The 15791-nt window shown below is 71.1% G+C and carries 15 protein-coding genes; 10 read left to right on the forward strand and 5 right to left on the reverse strand.

From position 1 onward, the window contains the following. Positions 1-1843: tetratricopeptide repeat protein (locus ACJ73U_RS06515; protein WP_407776614.1), on the forward strand; the 1843-nt coding region annotated here is incomplete at its 5' end. A gap of 497 nt (positions 1844-2340) precedes the next feature. Here ACJ73U_RS06515 and ACJ73U_RS06520 read toward each other — a convergent pair. Beyond that, positions 2341-2826 (reverse strand): helix-turn-helix domain-containing protein, encoded by a 486-nt coding sequence (locus tag ACJ73U_RS06520; RefSeq protein ID WP_407776615.1) that lies wholly within the window; start codon positions 2824-2826, stop codon positions 2341-2343. A gap of 363 nt (positions 2827-3189) precedes the next feature. Between ACJ73U_RS06520 and ACJ73U_RS06525 the strand changes: the two genes are divergently transcribed. From ACJ73U_RS06525 to ACJ73U_RS06560, 8 genes are read left to right on the forward strand one after another with little or no spacing between them, the layout of a single operon-like run. Continuing rightward, positions 3190-4047 (forward strand): STAS domain-containing protein, encoded by an 858-nt coding sequence (locus ACJ73U_RS06525; protein WP_407776616.1) that lies wholly within the window; start codon positions 3190-3192, stop codon positions 4045-4047. Next, entirely contained in the window at positions 4044-4466 is a 423-nt protein-coding gene (locus ACJ73U_RS06530; protein WP_407776617.1) for an STAS domain-containing protein, read from the forward strand. The genes ACJ73U_RS06525 and ACJ73U_RS06530 overlap by 4 nt, the downstream gene beginning before the upstream one ends. Then, positions 4463-4876 (forward strand): ATP-binding protein, encoded by a 414-nt coding sequence (locus tag ACJ73U_RS06535; RefSeq protein ID WP_407776618.1) that lies wholly within the window; start codon positions 4463-4465, stop codon positions 4874-4876. The genes ACJ73U_RS06530 and ACJ73U_RS06535 overlap by 4 nt, the downstream gene beginning before the upstream one ends. Then, complete coding sequence (locus ACJ73U_RS06540; protein ID WP_407776619.1) at positions 4873-5904, forward strand: SpoIIE family protein phosphatase; 1032 nt, start codon at positions 4873-4875, stop codon at positions 5902-5904. The genes ACJ73U_RS06535 and ACJ73U_RS06540 overlap by 4 nt, the downstream gene beginning before the upstream one ends. Continuing rightward, on the forward strand, positions 5901-7673 hold the full coding sequence (locus ACJ73U_RS06545; protein WP_407776620.1) for an ATP-binding protein: 1773 nt from the start codon (positions 5901-5903) through the stop codon (positions 7671-7673). The genes ACJ73U_RS06540 and ACJ73U_RS06545 overlap by 4 nt, the downstream gene beginning before the upstream one ends. After that, positions 7670-9253 carry a SpoIIE family protein phosphatase gene (locus ACJ73U_RS06550; RefSeq protein WP_407776621.1) on the forward strand — a complete coding sequence of 528 codons (1584 nt, stop codon included), beginning with the start codon at positions 7670-7672 and terminating at the stop codon, positions 9251-9253. Before ACJ73U_RS06545 ends, ACJ73U_RS06550 begins: the two co-directional genes overlap by 4 nt. Before the next feature lie 31 nt (positions 9254-9284). Next, positions 9285-9644, forward strand: a complete 360-nt coding sequence (locus ACJ73U_RS06555) for an STAS domain-containing protein (protein WP_407776622.1) — start codon at positions 9285-9287, stop codon at positions 9642-9644. Between the two features lie 36 nt (positions 9645-9680). Beyond that, entirely contained in the window at positions 9681-10073 is a 393-nt protein-coding gene (locus ACJ73U_RS06560; protein WP_407776623.1) for an ATP-binding protein, read from the forward strand. Positions 10074-10159: 86 nt separating this feature from the next. On the opposite strand, the gene ppk2 is transcribed toward ACJ73U_RS06560, so the two are convergent. Continuing rightward, positions 10160-11161, reverse strand: coding sequence for a polyphosphate kinase 2 (gene ppk2, locus ACJ73U_RS06565; RefSeq protein WP_407776624.1), 1002 nt, complete (start codon positions 11159-11161; stop codon positions 10160-10162). A gap of 177 nt (positions 11162-11338) precedes the next feature. On the opposite strand from ppk2, the gene ACJ73U_RS06570 reads away from it, so the two are divergent. Beyond that, positions 11339-12301: an ArsR/SmtB family transcription factor gene (locus ACJ73U_RS06570; protein ID WP_407776625.1), complete on the forward strand. Its 963-nt coding sequence runs from the start codon at positions 11339-11341 to the stop codon at positions 12299-12301. A gap of 133 nt (positions 12302-12434) precedes the next feature. Here ACJ73U_RS06570 and ACJ73U_RS06575 read toward each other — a convergent pair whose 3' ends face one another. The 3 genes from ACJ73U_RS06575 to ACJ73U_RS06585 form a co-directional block, all read right to left on the reverse strand. Continuing rightward, positions 12435-12947, reverse strand: a complete 513-nt coding sequence (locus tag ACJ73U_RS06575; protein ID WP_407776626.1) for a sialidase family protein — start codon at positions 12945-12947, stop codon at positions 12435-12437. 373 nt (positions 12948-13320) lie between these two features. Further along, on the reverse strand, positions 13321-14844 hold the full coding sequence (locus ACJ73U_RS06580; protein WP_407776627.1) for a hypothetical protein: 1524 nt from the start codon (positions 14842-14844) through the stop codon (positions 13321-13323). After that, positions 14841-15791 (reverse strand): TRAFAC clade GTPase domain-containing protein (locus ACJ73U_RS06585; RefSeq protein ID WP_407776628.1); only part of this gene is annotated, 951 nt, incomplete at its 5' end. The genes ACJ73U_RS06585 and ACJ73U_RS06580, both read right to left, overlap by 4 nt.

A 15791-nucleotide genomic window follows, 5' to 3' on the forward strand; every position in this document is an offset into this window, starting at 1 on the left:
CGGACATCCCCCGGACCACACCCTCAACCGCCGGGCACGCGAACGGCTGCTCCGACGCCTCCTCGACGGCCGGCGCATGGTCGTCGTGCTCGACAACGCACGCGACTCCGGACACGTCAGGGACATCGTCGGCCTGATGCCCAGCGCGGTCGTGCTCATCACCAGCCGGCAGCGGATGACCAACCTGGCGACCGCCGGCGCCCACCAGCTGCGCGTCGAGCCGATGGACGAGGCCGTGTCGGGTGAGCTGCTCGCCCTGCGCCTGCGCAGGCGCCGCCGGCTCGACCGAGGTGACTTCGCCCGCGTCGTCAACCTGTGCGGCGGACTGCCCCTCGTCATCAGCGTGCTCGCCGAGCACGTCGCCACCGTGCCACCGGCCCTGCTGCCCGAGTTCGCCCAGCAGCTCGGGCACCGCCAACTGGTCTTCGAGGTCGGCGACGACGGTGACGTCCCCGCCAACACGTCCGTGTTCTTCGCCCAGTCCTACCGAGCACTGGCCCCGACCGAGCGGCGCCTGTTCCGGTTGCTCGGTCTCCACCCCGGCCGCGACTTCGGCCTGGACGCGGCATGCGCGTGCGCCGCGACCGCGAGAGCGGACACGGCGAAGAGCCTGCGCGCACTCCTCGGCGCGCACCTCCTCGAGCAACCGCACGAGCTCGACCGCTACCAGTTCCACGACCTGATCCGCGAGTTCGCCCGCAGCCGCGCGGAGTCGGACGAGCCGGAGAGCGAACGCGCCGCGGCGGACCGGAGAATCGCGAGCTTCTACCTCGCCTCGTCCTCCGCCGCCGACACCGCGCTCTACCCGAGCAACATTCCCCCCGACCCGTTGGCGGTGGAGGACGGGGTCACGCCGGTGCTCCCCGCCAACGCGACGGAGGCCAAGCACTGGTTCGAACGGGAGCGCATGAACCTGGTGGCGGTGACCCGTTACGCGGCCGCCCGGGGCCTGCACTCCTACGTGTGGCGACTGGCCGACACGATGTCGACCTATCTCGATCGACACGGCTACTACGAAGACAGCATCGTAGTGCGGAAGCTCGCCGTCCAGTCGGCCCGCGAGGGGGGCGACCGCTTTGGTGAGGCCTCCTCTCTCGTCGCGCTCAGCATGGTACGCACGATTGTTGGCGAGCACGCCGCGGCGCTCCAGGACCTGCGGCTGGCTCGCTGCATCGTGGACGACCTGGGGGAGAAACGCGGTCAGTCGTCCGTCCTCTTCCACCTCGCCGGGCTCGAGATGCAACGCGGGAACACGGTGGCGGCTCTCGACCTCTACGAGCAGTGCCTGGCACTGGCACGCGAGACAGAGCTGGATGCGGTACTGACCTGGATACACTGCCGCTTCGGGACGGCACTGCGCACCGCGGGGCGCTACGACGAGGCCATCGAGCACCTGCGCGACGCCAGGTCCTTCGCACTTCGCGGCGAGGACCAGTCGGCCCTTCCCGCGGCCCTGGTGGAAATGGCCGCCGTCTATCGCGACCTCGGCGATCTCACCGCGTCGTCGAGGTATTGCGAGCAGGCACTGGGCATTGCCGAGGCCATTCCCGATCTGGAACTCACCGCGCAGATCTGCACGACGCTCGCCGCCATCAACAAGGACAGCGGTGACCTGAACAATGCCATGACGTTCGCGCGCCAGGCAGTCGACCTGTGCCGAAACACCCGGAACGTGGTCGGCGAGGCGCACGCCCGCGACGTTCTGGGCGACATTGAATTCGCGAACGGTGACGCCGGTGAGGCGGCCCTGGACTGGGAACAGGCCGCCCGTCTCTACGAATACGTGGGCAACCTTTCGAGTTCGGCCACCGTCCGAGCCAAAATCGGCCACGGTTCCCCCTGACGGAACAAGGCGCCCACGACGCTCGGGGATGGCACCCAGGATCGGTAGCACGGCCGTCTACCGAGGGCGAACCCACAGCCTCCTCCCTTCCTCGTCTGTTCGACTGGCTCGCCGCTGCTGTGAACTCCAGATTCCGATCTGGATAGTTATACGTGGAGTTCGATAGTATACAGCTCGTACACGATGCGTGTCATTTTTACACGCGCACCAAGATAAACACTGTTGCTTGGTGTAAGGGTCATGTTTGACAGGCCCCGGGCGGATGGGCATCATGTCCTCCTTCAGCCGATCATGTGCTTGTCAGGAGGACGGACCATTGCGACCGTTGGTGACGATGATGTTGGCCAGTGTCGTGGCCCTATCGCCTCAGGCGGCCTCGCCTGTCGGTGACGCGTCTGAGGCGGTGGTCGTCGTCTCGCACTCGAGTCCCGTCGACTTGAGTGCGTCCGGACAGGAGCCGGAGGCTACTCAACTCACCTTTCCGTTCCATAAACCCGCTAAGGATGTGCAATCGCCGGTGGTGTGAACTTGGTGAGATATCTGACCAGTTGAGATCGGGTGTAGTCGAAGAGGATTGCCATTTCCTGAACGACCTCCACCTTCAGTACGGCTACGCGGGACTCGGGATTGAGGGCGAGCCGTCTGTCCGCCCATGCGCGTAACGGTCTCAGTTCGTCCGAGTCGTCGCGGGTCAGTGCGTGGAGGTCGACCTGTAGAGAGATGGTGTTCAGGTCGATCTCCGCGCGTTGCAGGGCCATTCCCAGCAGTTCCGGTGCCGAAATGCGCAGTGTGCGGCAGATTTCCGCTAACCGAACCACCGTGCAGTACCTGGCGCCCTGCTCGTAGGAAGCGATCGTCCTGGGCTGGATCTCCGTCGTCATGCGGCCGGCCAGTTCGTCGCGGGTCCAGCCGATGCTCTCCCTGGCGCGTCGTAGTTCCTCGCCGAGGGCGCGGGCCACTACCTCGTCGCGAACATCAGTCATCAGACGCGCCTCCCCCCGTGTCGACGACCATCGCCGGCAAGGACATCCGTGCGCCCTGCGACGAATGCGCTCCTGACGTCACAAACGCCCCTGACATACGGCGCCAGTTTTTCACAGTTCGGCGACATCGCCTCCAAAAGTAACGCTCCGTGAATAATCCCTCGCGGTCGGTGGTATCAACCATCACCGGTCGCTCGGAGCCGTGGCGCGGGCCAGTGGAAAACGGGCGCTGCCGGCTGTGATCTCATCACCCACGACAGGCGGCGACACGGCGCCGGTGACGCGGCGTCCGGATCCGGCGCCGATCAGAACGTCAGAAGCTAGGGTCAGCGCCCATCGCAGGGCCATGACGAGGAGGAACGGGTGGCGACGGAGTTTGGGCGTGGTTCTCGGCTGGCGGAGCTGCTGCGTGCGGACAGCGATCGTGTGGTCACCCGGTGGGTCGAGCTGGCGGCCGGGACGGCGCGCGGCCGCCTGACGACCGGTGAGTTCGAGGGCGACTTCAGGGAGCTGTACCGGACGCTGCTGCCGGTCGTGGGCAGCGACGGCGCCGACCTGGCGACGGACGAGTTCGGCGAGGTGAGGGCCCTGCTGGCGGACCTGTCGCGGACGCGTGCCCGGCAGGGTTTCACGCCGTCGGAGACCGCGTCGAGCGTGTTCGCGCTCAAGCGCGCGGTGTCCGAGCTGACCGAGAGCGACGAGACGCCCGACATGTCCCGGGAGCTGCTGAGGTTCTCGACGTTGCTGGACGCGTTGGGGCTGTGGACGTTCGAGACCTACACGGCCGCGCGCGAGGAGATCATCAAGGAGCAGTCCGAGCAGCTGCTGGAGCTGACGACCCCGGTGGTGAAGCTGTGGGAGGGCGTGCTGGCCGTGCCGCTGGTCGGCACGCTGGACTCCGCGCGCACGCAGGTGGTGATGGAGAAGCTGCTCGAGTCCCTCGTCGAGACCAGCTCGCGGCACGCCATCATCGACATCACCGGTGTCTTCGCGGTGGACACGCAGGTCGCCCAGCACCTGCTCAAGACCGTCATGGCCGCCCGGCTCATGGGCGCGGAGTGCGTGATCTCCGGCATCCGCCCGCAGATCGCGCAGACGATCGTCGACCTCGGCATCGAGTTCGGCGACATCGTGACCAAGGCGACGCTGGCCGACGCGCTCCGGCACGCGCTGCGCCGTGACCACGTGGAGTTCTCCCGCGGGTCGGAGGTGACGCGGTGACCGAACGGGTCCCGATCCTGCGGATCGGGGAGCAGCTCCTGGTCTCCATCCAGATCGACCTGTCCGACGAGAGCGCGGTCGCGCTGCAGGAGGACCTCGCGGAGAAGATCAGCGCCACCGGCGCGGACGGTGTCGTCATCGACATCTCCGCGGTGGAGATCGTCGACTCGTTCATCGGCCGGATGTTCGCCACGATCGCGTCGATCTCGCGGCTGTTCGACGCCGACACGGTCGTCGTCGGCATGCGGCCCGCGGTCGCGATCACGCTGGTCGAGCTCGGGCTGTCGCTCGGCGGGGTGCGCACGGCGCTCGACATCGAGCGCGGCATGGAGATCCTCCGTGAACAGCGGGCCCGGCGCAGGGGGTTGACCGACGACGGCGAGGCCGCGTCCGGTGGCTCGGCCGCGGCCCTGAGATGACCACCCCGCCCGGGGCCACGGCGGAGGTCACGATCGCGGGCGACAGCGATGTGGTCCGGGTCCGCCAGCTCGTGCGGTCCTACGCGAACCAGGCCAAGCTGTCGCTGGTGGACCAGACGAAGCTGGTCACGGCGACGAGCGAGCTCGCACGCAACACGCTCGTCTACGGGGGCGGGGGCACGGCGACCGTCCAGCTGGTCGACGACGGCAGGCGCAAGGGCGTCCGCGCCTCCTTCCACGACGAGGGCCCCGGCATCGGTGACACCACGCTGGCGCTCGCCGACGGCTGGAGCAGCGGCAAGGGCCTCGGCCTCGGCCTGTCCGGCGCGCGGCGGCTGGTCGACGAGTTCGACCTCGACACCGAGGTGGGCCGCGGGACGGACGTCACGGTCGTGAAGTGGGCCCGATGACCGACCCCGCCTGCCTGCCCGTGACCGAGGACGTCAGCTGGGTGCGGGTCGAGGACTCCTCGGCACCCGGCCGCGCTCGCCGCGTCGCGTCGACGCTCGCCGGGCAGCTCGGGTTCTCGCCCACCCGGACCGCCGAGCTGGAGATCGCGGTCACTGAGCTGGGCACCAACCTCCACAAGCACGCGCGGGAAGGCGTGCTGGTGATCCGTTCGGTGCGGGCCGTGACGGACGCCGCGGTCGAGGTCGTCGCGATCGACAGCGGGCCCGGGATCGCCGACGTCGACGAGGTGTGGCAGGACGGGCGCTCGTCGACCGGCACCCTGGGCGTGGGGCTCGGCGCGGTCGGCCGGCTCGCCGACACCTGTTCGGTGGTGTCCGAGCCGGCCCGGGGCACCGTCGTGGCCGCGCGGTTCCACCCGGACCGCGCCACGCCCGCGGCCCTGGCCGCCGCGGCCGCCGGGATCACCCGGCCGCTCGACGGCGAGACGGCCTGCGGCGACGCCTACGCTGTCTGCGAGGACGGCGAGCGGATACTGCTGATGATGTGTGACGGCTCCGGCCACGGACCACTGGCCGCGTGGGCGGCGCAGGCCGCCCTGCGGGCGTTCCACGCCGACCGCGGCGGCGAACCGGGCGACGTGCTCGGTCGGATCCACACGGCCATGCGCGGCACCCGCGGCGGCGCGGTGGCGGTGGCCGCTCTCGACCCCACCCGCGCCACCGTGCGGTTCGCCGGGTTGGGCAACATCGGGGCCAGCGTCGTCGCCGGCGGGCGCAAGCAGGCCATGGTGTCGGTGCCGGGCATCGCCGGCTACCAGGCACGCACCATCAGGACCTTCGACTACTCGCTGCCCCCGGCCGCGGTCGTGGTCCTGCACTCCGACGGGCTCACCGAGCGGTGGGGACCGCAGGAGCGGGACCGGCTGTTCGCGAGCGAACCGCTCCTGATCGCGGCGGCACTGCTGCGGGACGCTGGTGTGCGGCGTGACGACGCCGGGGTCCTGGTCGCCAGACCCGCGGGCAGGTGACCATTTCCGGATCGCGGGACGACGTGCTGCGGATGACCAGCAGCGCGGAGCGTGACGTCTTCACCGTCCGCCAGCGTGGCCGGGAGATCGCCGAGGCCATCGGGCTGGACCGGCAGGACCAGCTGCGCCTCGCCGCGGCGCTCAGCGACATCGGCCGCGACCTGGTGCGGCTCGGCGTGGTCGCGACCGTCGCCTTCACGGTCGAGGACGGCCCGCCGGTCAACCTGTGCATCGAGTTCACCTGGCAGGGGGCGCCGCCGCGGACCGCGCTGCCCGCGGGCTGGGTGACCGCGTCGCGCCTGCTGGACATGGTCGAGGAGACGCACGCCGACGGCCGCAGCGTGCTGCGGCTCGGCAAGCGGCGACCGGTCGCGCTGCCGCCCCTGGCCGCGGCCGAGCTGGCCGAGCTGCGTGCCATGCTCACCGCCCGCCGCGCGGCCGACCCCCTCGACGAGCTGCGTGCGCAGAACCAGGAGCTGCTCGACAACCTCGAGAACATCGAGGCCCAGCGCAAGGAGCTGCTGCGGCTCAACGAGGAGCTGGAGGAGACCAACCGCGGTGTGATGGCCCTGTACAAGGAGCTGTCCGAGGAGCTGGAGGAGACCAACCGCGGCGTGGTCGCCCTGTACGCGGAGCTGAACGAGAAGTCGACCCAGCTCAAGGCCGTCAACGAGGCGAAGACCCGGTTCTGGTCGACCATCAGCCACGAGCTGCGCTCGCCGATCAACTCCGTCCTCGGCCTCGCCCGGCTGCTGGCCGAGCCGGGCGGGGACCCACTCACCGAGGAACAACGCCGCCAGGTGCGCCTCGTCGAGGACTCCGGCGCCACGCTGCTCGCGCTCGTCAACGAGCTGCTCGACACCGCGAAGGCCGAGTCGGGCCGGCTCGTCCCCCAGCTGACGCGGGTGCGGCTGGACGAGGTCTTCCGCCAGCTGCGCGGCACGCTGCGCTCCACGATCCGCGCCGAGGACGTCACGCTGGTCGTCGACGAGCCGGCCGGCCTGCCGCCGCTGTGGACCGACGGGACCATGCTGGTGCGGATCCTGCGCAACCTGCTGTCCAACAGCGTCAAGTTCACCGAGCGGGGCGAGGTGCGCCTGTCCGCCGCCATGGAGGAGAGCGACCGGCACGTGCGCTTCACGGTCAGCGACACCGGCATCGGCATCCCGGCCGACCAGCTGGAGCGGGTGTTCGAGGAGTTCCACCAGGTCCCTGGCGAGCTGCAGGTCCGCGTGACGGGCACCGGGCTCGGCCTGTCCTACGCGCGGCGGCTCGCCGAGATCCTCGGCGGCGACCTCCGGCTCACCAGCGAGCTGGGCCGGGGCACCACGGTCACCCTCCGGCTGCCCGTGCGCGACCCCGACGACCGCGGGCTGCCCGAGCTGGGCTCGGTCCTCGTCGTGGACGACGACGAGGAGTTCCGCGACCGGATGGCCGCCCTGCTCCGCGACCTCACCGGCGAGGTCCGGCACGCCGAGGACGGCCGCGCCGCACTCGACGCCGTGGCCGCGCGTCGGCCGGACCTGATCTGCCTCGACCTCTACATGCCCGGCATGAACGGCCGGGAGATGCTCGGCGTGCTGCGGGAGAAGCCGGACCTGCGGGACATCCCGGTGATCATCGTGAGCTCCGCCGCCGTGGAGGGCCTCGACCTGTCGCACGCGGGGCTGGGCGCCGCACTGCTGCCGAAGTCGCAGCTGTCCACCGAGACGATCAGGCTCGCCATCAGCGAGGCGCTCATGGTCCTACCGAAGGCGGTGCCGGAATGACCACGACCGCGGGGCCGGCCGTCGAGCCCGCCGCCATCCTGGTGGTGGACGACGTCGAGGCGAGCCGCTACCTGATCGCCAGCCGGCTGCGCCGCGGCGGATACCGGGTCACCGAGGCGGCCACCGGTGCCGAGGCGCTGTCGCTGGCCCTGGGCGGGTCCGTGGACCTCATGGTCCTCGACGTCAACCTGCCCGACATGAGCGGCCTGGAGGTGTGCGCGCGGATCAAGACGGACCCGAGGACGGCGGCCATGCCGGTGATCCACCTGTCGGCCACGGCCATCGAGCCCGAGGACGAGGTGAACGGCCTGAACGGGGGAGCCGACGCCTACCTCGTCGAACCCGTCAACCCCCGAGTGCTGGTCGCCACGGTCGAGGCGGCGCTGCGGTACTACCGCGCGCGCACCCTCGCCGAACGGCTCGCGGCCCGGCTCGACGAGCTCACCAGGATCACCTACCAGCTGAACTCGGCCACCAGCTTCCACGGCCTGCTCGCCGCGGCCGCGAGGGGTGCCGCGACCATGTTCGGCGGCACGGCCACGGTCCTCACCTCGGTGCCGCCTGACACGGTGACGGCGGTGACCGCCGCCCCCGGCGCGGACCCGGTCGTCCACACCGAACCCGCGGGCACGGCGATCATGCGCGGCGGGCTGCCCGAGGTCGTCACGGTGGACCGGCTCGACTGGCACCCCGGCGCCCCGGCGACGGTGTTCGTCACCAGACCGGTGCAGTCCCGGCAGCCCGTGTGCGTCGCGGTCGACGCCGCGAAGGTCGCCTCCGACGAGGACCGGCACCTGCTGCTGCAGCTGGGGCAGGCGACCGCGCTCGCGTGCGAGGGCATGCGTGCGCGCTCCGAGGAGCACACCCTCGCCCTCACGCTCCAGCGCAGCCTCCTGCCCCGGGAGGTGCCCGACGTCGCCGGCCTCGACCTGGCGGTGCGGTACGTGCCCGCCGCGCACAACATCGAGGTGGGCGGCGACTTCTACGAGGTGGCGGAGCTGGACGACCGCGTGCTGGTGGCGGTCGGCGACGTGGTCGGGCACTCCATCGAGGCCGCCACCGCGATGGGGGAGATCCGCCACGCGCTGCGTGCCTACGCGCTGGAGGGCCACGACGCCGTCGCCATCCTCGACCGGCTGGACGCCCTCGTGCGGCGCTTCCAACCGGAGTGGTTCACCACGATGTGCCTCATGCTCGTCGACCCGGTCACCGGCACGGCCGAGGTCGCCAACGCCGGCCACCTGCCGCCGCTGATCGCCGACGGCTCGGGCACCAGCAGGTACCTGCCGGTGTCCGGCCCGCTCCTGGGCGCCGGGTGGCCACGCCCCGCCGCCACCCGGGTCGAGCTGCCGCCCGGCACGCTCGTGCTGCTGGTGACCGACGGACTCGTGGAACGCCGCCGCACCACCGTCGACGACGGCCTGGCCGCGCTGCGCGACCACGTCACCCACGACGTCGACCTGCAGGCGCTGTGCGACTCCCTGCTCGACCGCTTCGGCCACGACGCGGAGGACGACATCGCGCTCGTCGCGTTCCGCACCGAACTTCCACGACAAGCGGGTCGACCGTCGAGTGGTTAAGGTGGCCCAGACGGCACGAGGAGATCACCACATGAACGACAACCAGCAGCTGACGGTGCGCAGGGAAGTCACGGACGCCGCGCTGGTCGTCCACGTCGTCGGAGAGGTCGACCTCGCCACGTCACTGCAGCTGGGCCGGGAGTTCGTCGGCCTCGAGCGCAAGGCGAGCCCGACGCTGCCGCTGGTCGTCGACACGACCGAGGTGACGTTCCTGGCCTCGGCGGGCCTGTCGCTGCTCGTCGACCTGAACCAGCGGTGCGCGGACGCGGGGGTCGACATGCTCGTCGCCGCGGGCAACGACGCGGTCATGCGCACGCTGGAGACGACGGGCCTCACCGACCTGCTGACCGTGGTCGCCAACCTCGAGGACGCGCTGAAACCCGCGCGCTGACAGGGTTGCGGGCAGGTGTGGCAGTAGGGCAGCCCGTTGGTTTCCGGCCGAGAGCTCCGTCGTCGGGTCAACGCACAGGCCGACAGCCTCGTCGACGCCCGCTGCGCACTGACCGAATGGGCCCTGGCCGTCGGCATGCCCACGAACCAGCGCGGCGACCTGGTCCTGGCCGCCTACGAGGCGATGGCCAACGCCGCCGAGCACGCCTACCGCGGCCAGGGCGGCATCATCGAGCTGCACGCCCGCGCCACCGCCGGCGGGGTCGTCGTGACGGTCGTCGACCACGGGGTGTGGCGCCCGCCGCCCGACCACAAGGGCATCCGCGGCCGGGGAATCCCGCTGATCGAGGGCCTGTCCCACCGCAGCACCGTCATGCCGGGCGAGGAAGGCACGACGGTCGTCATGACCTGGGCGGCGCCCGACCCGTGAGGGCGTTCCCCCGGCGGACCAGGGCCGGTCGTTCCTGGTGGATGCCCCCACGTGCGGAACCGACGACTCCACGTCGTCCGCCGAGGTCAGGAGAAGCGCGTGGACACCGGATCCGCCTCGGGGTGGAGGCCGGGCTGGGGCTTGTGGGCCGGTTCGATCGGGGTGGGGCTCAGGGTCGTGTCGTCCTCGCCGGCCTCCAGGAGGGTGGCGGCGGCGCCGACGATGCGCGGGTCCGGGGTGCCGACGACCGCGGGGTCCTTCTCGGTGTAGTCGAAGCGGGCCAGGACGCTGCGCATCGCCTCCAGCCTGGCGCGGCGCTTGTCGTTGCTCTTGACCACGGTCCACGGGGCGCGCACGGTGTCCGTGGCGCGGAACATGGCGACCTTCGCCGTGGTGTAGGCGTCCCAGCGGGCCAGGGCCTCGATGTCGGTGGGGCTGAGCTTCCACCGCCGCACCGGGTCGAGCTGGCGGACGAGGAACCGGGTGCGCTGCTCGGCCTGCGACACCGAGAACCACAGCTTGACCAGGAGCACCCCGTCGTCGACGAGCATGCGCTCGAACACCGGGGCCTGCTCGATGAACCGGTCGTACTGCTCGTCGGTGCAGTAACCCATGACGCGTTCGACGCCGGCGCGGTTGTACCAGGAACGGTCGAACAGCACGATCTCACCGGCGGTGGGCAGGTGGCGCACGTACCGCTGGAAGTACCACTCGCCGCGTTCCCGTTCGCCCGGCTTGGCGAGCGCCACCACGCGGGCGCCGCGCGGGTCGAGGTGCTCGGTGAACCGCTTGATCGTGCCGCCCTTCCCGGCCGCGTCCCGGCCCTCGAACACGATCACCAGCCGCTGCCCGGTGTCGGCCACCCAGTACTGCAGCTTGAGCAGCTCGATCTGCAGCTTCCGCTTGGTCGGGTCGTACTCGTCCCGCGACATCCTGGTGTCGTACGGGTAGTTCTCCCGCCAGGTGTCCAGCCGCGTCCCGTCCGGCCACCGCAGGTCCGGCTCGTCGACGTCGGTCCAGTCGATCTCGATGCCGGCCGCCAGCTCGGGGAAGACCTTCTCCGCGGCGCGCCGCAACTCGTCGTTCACGTCCTGCTGCCTCCCGCACACGTCCCACCGTCCCCGGTGAACTACCCGGATCCGACAGCCGCCATGCGGCGAACCGGACAAATCAGCGGCACACCGGTGAGCGCGCCGGTCCGCGTCCCGACGGCTATCGTCGGCGCGGGGAGGAGCTGTTGGCGACGGATCGGACCGAGGTGTGTCGTGCTGAGGATCATCTTCACCCCCGACGACCTGGGAAGGACCAGGCTCAGCGCCGCGTCGCAGCCGATGTGGGAGATCGTGCTGAGCCTGCACCGGCTGCGCAGGCGCGACGGCGGGTTGTTCTTCGAGAGCTGGTGGCGGTCGGCGTCGACGGCGGTGCCGGACAGCACGCGGCTGCTCATGGACCTGGCGCCGGCGCGGGGCTACTACGCCGACTTCCTCACCCCGAGCGGCACGTCCCTCGCCGCGGGTGTGGAGACGCTGCTGAGCACCCCGAAGCGGCGGTTGCGCACCGACCTGGCCGTCCTCGCGGCGGAACGACCGCTGCCGTCGTGGACCGCGGCGCTCGCTGACGGTCGGACCGACGTGCTCCGCCGGCTCGCCTCGGCCGCCGACCAGTACTTCACGGCCTGTCTAGCGCCCCACTGGCCGCAGGTGCGGCTGTCCGTGGACCGGGAACGCGAGAGGCAGACCGAGCTGCTCGCGACCGGCGGCGTGGAGCTGCTCCTGCGGGAGCTGCACCCCACGGCGCGGTGGTCGTACCCGGTGCTGGAGCTGGCCTACCCGGTGCACCGGGAGTTGCGGCTGGAGGGTCGCGGCCTGCTGCTGGCGCCGTCGTTCTTCTGCTGGGGCACACCGACCACGTTCCTCGACGACGCGTTCGAGCCGACGCTGGTCTACCCGATCCGCCGCGACGCGGCCTGGCAGGTCACCGAGACGATCCGCGGGCCGCTGACCGCACTGCTCGGCTCGACCAGGACGCGGGTACTGGAGGCGATCCGCGACAGCCCGTGCAACACGAAGGACCTGGCCACGCGCATCGGGGCCAGCCAGCCGACCGCGAGCCGGCAGGTGTCGGTGCTGCGGTCGGCCGGACTGGTCAGCAGCCGCCGGACAGGCCAGTCGGTGCTCCACGCGCTCACGGCGCAGGGCCGCGCCCTCCTGGCCGGCGACGTGGCGTGAGCCGGCACCATTTCGACTGAGCGCAAAGGCTTCCGCGGCGCCGGCGGCCGGTTCTACCCTCTCGCTCCACCCGCCGGGTGAGGAGTGGAATGTCCGCCACCCTCCTCCGCTGGCGCGGTCGGGGCGATGTCGGCTACTCGGTCTCGTCCTGGCCGGCGGGCTGCTGGCCGGCGCCATCCTGCCGGCCAGCAGTTCCGAACTCCCCGTCCGGCCGCAGGCCGACTGGACCGGCGCGCGGTTCGTGCCCAACGCCGGTTTCGAGGGCTCCGCGACGGCCGTGAGCGAGTGGGACGTCACCGGAGCCGGCAGCACCGCGACGATCACCACGAGCCCCGTGCACGGCGGCGCGCACGCGGTTCTCGCCCGTGCGCACCGCGGCGACGAGGCGGTTGTCCGTGGTGAAGGACCAGCCGACCTCATTGGTGGCCACCGGCGCGGGGATCTGCCCGCGCTGGGTCCAGGTCCGGCCTCCGCCGGTGGACTGGAGAATGATGCTGCCCTGCCGCTCACCCACGTAGGCCAGGTACGCGGGCACGACGATCGTGCCGTCGGGCAGCAGCCTGGCCTCGCGGTGCACGCGCAGCTCCCGGTCGCGCCGAGGACCCTGCCGGCCGGCGGGGTGAACGGGGCCTTCGTCAGCCGCCACGTCCGGCCGGCGTCGGTGGACCGCCAGACCTTCAGGCCATCCCGATGTGCGCGTCGTCCCGCCCCCCAGTTCAGGATGTTCCACAGTGGACCGGCGCCGGACGCGTACGCGGTGGGCGCGGCGCCGGTGCCGCGGAGCCGGCCAGCAGCACGACGGCCGCACCGAAGCGAGGGCGGCGCTCACGAGGTTGGTGGCACGGGACATGGCGGTGCTCCTCGTCGACGTGGACAGCAGGTGGCGCGCAATCGCGGCAGGGCCTGGCGGTTCATGCCTTCCGGCGGGCAGGGCTGCGCGGAAGTGGGCCTGAAACTCCGTTCCATGTCAACAGGTTTCAGGTGCACCCCGGAGGGCGCCGGTCGACCAGGACGGCCCCTCAGCGGTGCCCGTCGTGGGTCTGTCCTCCCGGCCGCGTCGGCGCAGCGGTGGTCTGCTGCGCCGGAATGGTTTTGGTGACCGTGACCGTGACTGTGACGGGAGGGGGCGTGGGCACGGACACCTCGCGGCGGGCCGTGGCGAACACCAGGACGGCCACCAGGACGAGGCCGGCGACCACGCCCGCCAGCACGCGGTCATGCCACCCCAGGCGTCGCTCCGCGTGGCGCACGACGCGGAGCGCCTCGGTCTCGTACGGGCTCTCCGCCTCCCACCGCCTCCTCAGCTCCGCCACGTGGCGGCGCACGTCGGACTGGGTGAGCCCCCTACCGTCGTAGAGCCTGGTGAGGATGTCGTCGACACCGGCGGGGAGCCGGGCGCTCGGTCCCGCCGCGCCGCCCACGGTGGGACCTCCGTTGCTGAACTGGTGGCCGAAGCCGCCCGGTGTGGACGGTGGGGAAGGCAACTCGGCTGCCCCCGTGCCCGTCGCCTGGCTGGTCGTGGTGGACACCGGCTGATCAGGCCACGTTCGAACGGCGCCGGCCGTCTCGTCCTGGGCCGGCCAGTCCGGCTCCCGCGGACGGGGGGCAACGGGCGATCGTGTCGCGTCGTTCGGGTCGATCGACGGGTAGTAGCCGTCCAGCAGGTGCGCCACCCGCCGGCCGGGGTCACTGATGCCTGAAAGCCTGTCCCTCATGATCGCCGCGTAATTGTCCGGCGACCGCAGATAGCTGCTGACCAGCTCCGCGGCGAGACCCGCGTGGGCGTCGTCCTCGACTCCCCGATCGATCGACACCCTGCGCCGGTCCGTCTGCCCGGAGTCGGGGAGTTGACGTACGAACCAGAACCGCGGTGCCCCGTCCCTGCCGACCGAGGCCTCGGGCACCGTGTCGGACTCCTCGTAGGTCGAGTACGTCCAGCTGAACTCCGCGCCGGGCGCGGACAGGACCGGGTCGAGGACGTTGCGGACCAGGGCCAGCAGCGGCAGGGGGTCGTAGTCGACGTTGACCGGCACCGTGAAGTGCGTGGCCTCCCCCAGCAACACCTCCCTGCTGAGCGCGACCAGCGCCGTCCGGCGGTCCTGCGCACCGAGCCGTACCTCGTCCGCCCACCTGACCGCGCAGTGCTTCCAGTTGCTCTGGTCAACGGGGGACAGGGTGATGCACGGATCGTCCGCGTACCACGACTCCCAAGTGGACAGTGCCATCGCGTGGGGACGGAGGTCCGCCACGTGGCCGACCAGCGCGTGCGAGCTGTTCCGCCCGATCTCACCGCTGTTGAACCGGGCCAGCAACGCCGCGGTCCGGTCCGCGAACTCGAAGTAGGAGAACGCCCGCTCGGGCACCCAGGGGCGGTGGTCGACGAAGCTCGGCGACAGGCGGTTGTACTTGCTGAGCCGGTCGATCCAGTTGTCGGCTTCGCGGTCGCTCAACCCGATCGAGTACCGCCGCATGCCGATGCCCCCCTTGGGGGTCCAGCCGAAGAGGATCTGCTCCACGGCCCTACCGGTGTCCTGGCGCATCATCTGCCCACCCGATCTGCGTTCGGTCCGGGAATCAGGCCGACCATCGCGAAGAGCGCCAGCAGGGGAACCAGCACGCGCTGCGGCCGCACGCCGACCGGGAAGGTGTCGTTCTCGGCGACCGCGCCGCCCGTCGCCGACACGAAGTGCATGGTGCAGCGGTCGAACTCGCCGTAGAGCCGGATCATGACGGAGTTCGCCCGCGCGCTGTGGAGCAACGCGTACACGTCGCGGGTCTCCGCCAACATGCGTTCCGGGGACAGCTGCCCACCGTCGTGCTCGCGCAGCCACCGGTCCGCCGGCGTGTGGTAGCGCAGCCGGTCCGACTTGGTCAGTGCCACCACCGCGGGCAGGTCCCGTCGTCCGGGCGGTAGCCTGCTGACCGCCTCCTGCACCCATTCGTTGGAAGCGCCGGGGGGTAGCTTCAGCGTCTCGTCGAGCCGCAGGTCCTGCTCCTCCGCGAGGTGGCGGAAGATCCAGGGCGCGTCCTCGACGAAGAGCAGCGCGCCGGCGTTCACCAGGAAGCGGGTGTACCGCGCGTTCTCGGCCGGGTTGCGGAAGTCCTCGCCGGCGACGTCGAAGAACACCAGCGGGCGCTTGACCCCGCCGTGCTGCACGACCAGCCATTCGAGATACGTCCCGGACTCCACGCGGGTGCCTGGCAGGCGGCTGCCGCGCTCGAAGGGGTCGAGGTAGTTCCGCTTGAAGGTGACGTGCTGGTAGAAGTCGAGCGCTTCGGCCCGCAGGCCGTGCTCGCCGGCGGACGCGCCGCCGAGCAACTCCCTGATCATGGCGACCACCAGGTGGGTCTTGCCGGACCTCGGCCGCCCGACGAGCGCGACGACGAGCGGGTCGGCGTAGTCGGCCAGGGTGGCCGGCAGGTAGTGGTTGGTGCTGTCCTTCGACGGGTTGGGACACTGGACGTACCACCGCCGCCGCGCGTCGGCGAG

The sequence above is a fragment of the Actinophytocola sp. genome (assembly GCF_045807065.1).
Taxonomy (GTDB): Bacteria; Actinomycetota; Actinomycetes; order Mycobacteriales; family Pseudonocardiaceae; genus Actinophytocola.

What these genes read in the sequence shown, in the direction of transcription:
- ACJ73U_RS06520 (WP_407776615.1), bottom strand. Translation starts at nt 2,826, where the DNA reads ATGACTGATGTTCGCGACGAGGTAGTGGCCCGCGCCCTCGGCGAGGAA.
- ACJ73U_RS06535 (WP_407776618.1), top strand. Translation starts at nt 4,463, where the DNA reads ATGACCACCCCGCCCGGGGCCACGGCGGAGGTCACGATCGCGGGCGAC.
- ACJ73U_RS06540 (WP_407776619.1), top strand. Translation starts at nt 4,873, where the DNA reads ATGACCGACCCCGCCTGCCTGCCCGTGACCGAGGACGTCAGCTGGGTG.
- ACJ73U_RS06550 (WP_407776621.1), top strand. Translation starts at nt 7,670, where the DNA reads ATGACCACGACCGCGGGGCCGGCCGTCGAGCCCGCCGCCATCCTGGTG.
- ACJ73U_RS06555 (WP_407776622.1), top strand. Translation starts at nt 9,285, where the DNA reads ATGAACGACAACCAGCAGCTGACGGTGCGCAGGGAAGTCACGGACGCC.
- ACJ73U_RS06580 (WP_407776627.1), bottom strand. Translation starts at nt 14,844, where the DNA reads ATGATGCGCCAGGACACCGGTAGGGCCGTGGAGCAGATCCTCTTCGGC.